The 914-nt window shown below is 52.3% G+C and carries 2 pseudogenes; both read right to left on the reverse strand.

The window, feature by feature from the left end:
* A pseudogene (locus BWI97_RS27210) lies at positions 1 to 221 on the reverse strand (FtsW/RodA/SpoVE family cell cycle protein); the annotation flags it as partial.
* Positions 222 to 482: 261 nt separating this feature from the next.
* A pseudogene (locus BWI97_RS27215) lies at positions 483 to 914 on the reverse strand (ABC transporter ATP-binding protein); the annotation flags it as partial.

Raw genomic sequence — 914 nt, forward strand, 5'->3', positions numbered from 1 at the left:
GCCCGATTAGTAAGCCAATCACCAGTATGCTGCCCATAAAGCCGTGCTCTCCCCTACGGTACAGAAGATAAGTCGGTACTTTGCTCGGGTACAAAGTCAAACTTGGTTTGTGTACCCTGCAGGAAGCCTTTCCCGAAAATCCCCCCGGAACCAATCGCAATTTTGGACTGAATCACGTTCCAGCCCGCCCCGCGTTTATGACTGTTGGGATCGATCAGTACTGCACGTTTCTAGCCGATACTTGTCATTGAAATGTTGGGTCCTCATCTTACCGTTTCCATATCGAAGTGCGGTAACGCCAGCGGGACGGGTTATCCGTAGCATCCGCTACGAACTTTTCGAGCTGTTTCGAGTCCCCGCATTACATGCGGGGCTATGCGTATTGCACCCCTTCGGGGTTGGGCACTAGGGAGGACAGAACTACTGGTGCTCGTTTCTAATTGCTTTGTTTCTACGAACACCCATCAAACCTTTCCTTGAACTTACTCCGAGACAATCCGACCGTCCAGCATTTCCAGCTTGCGATCGGCCATTTGGGCGAGTTCTTCATTGTGCGTGACCAGTACGAAAGTCTGATTGAGCTCATCCCGCAACTGAAAAACAACTCGTGCAGTTCCCGGGCGTTGCGGGAATCCAGGTTGCCGGAGGGCTCATCGGCGAAAATTACGGCGGGCGAATTAATCAGGGCTCTAGCCACGGCCACCCGCTGTTGCTCACCCCCGGAAAGCTGACTGGGATAGTGTTTTTCCCGATGCGAAAGACCCAGTTTCCCCAGTAGCATCTGGGCTCGCTCTTCCGTTTGCTGCGTTTTACCGCCAATCCAGGCCGGAATGCAAACATTTTCCAGAGCTGTAAATTCGGGTAGCAGGTTATGAAACTGGAAGATAAAGCCAATGCGTCGGTTTCGAAACTCG

This window comes from Siphonobacter sp. BAB-5405 (assembly GCF_002872335.1).
GTDB lineage: Bacteria > Bacteroidota > Bacteroidia > Cytophagales > Spirosomataceae > Siphonobacter.